The organism is Lapidilactobacillus dextrinicus DSM 20335 (assembly GCF_001436095.1).
GTDB classification, from domain to species: Bacteria; Bacillota; Bacilli; order Lactobacillales; family Lactobacillaceae; genus Lapidilactobacillus; species Lapidilactobacillus dextrinicus.
In genome coordinates this window covers 1-209 of record NZ_AYYK01000026.1, presented here as the reverse complement: position 1 = coordinate 209, position 209 = coordinate 1, and the positions used below count along the sequence as shown (strand labels likewise).

Below are 209 nucleotides of genomic sequence, written 5' to 3'. Positions count from 1 at the left end.
GACCAAGATGGTAAGCAATTAGGCGAACTTCATCCAGTTTTCAATAACAAAGGTACCGTACTAAGTGACGGTAAAGGCTGGGATGCAGTAGGTAAGGCACTAAATGATTACTATGAAGATGGTTATTATCCAGTAAATACAAGTGCCATGAACGAAGAAATAAATGAAGCTGGTGGCACATATACCATTACAATTGGCAATAAGTTAAC

1 protein-coding gene is annotated in these 209 nt (G+C 38.3%); it reads left to right on the top strand.

Annotation, left to right across the window (positions count from 1 at the left end):
* Positions 1 to 209: hypothetical protein (locus FC84_RS09005; protein WP_162257977.1), on the top strand; the 209-nt coding region annotated here is incomplete at both ends.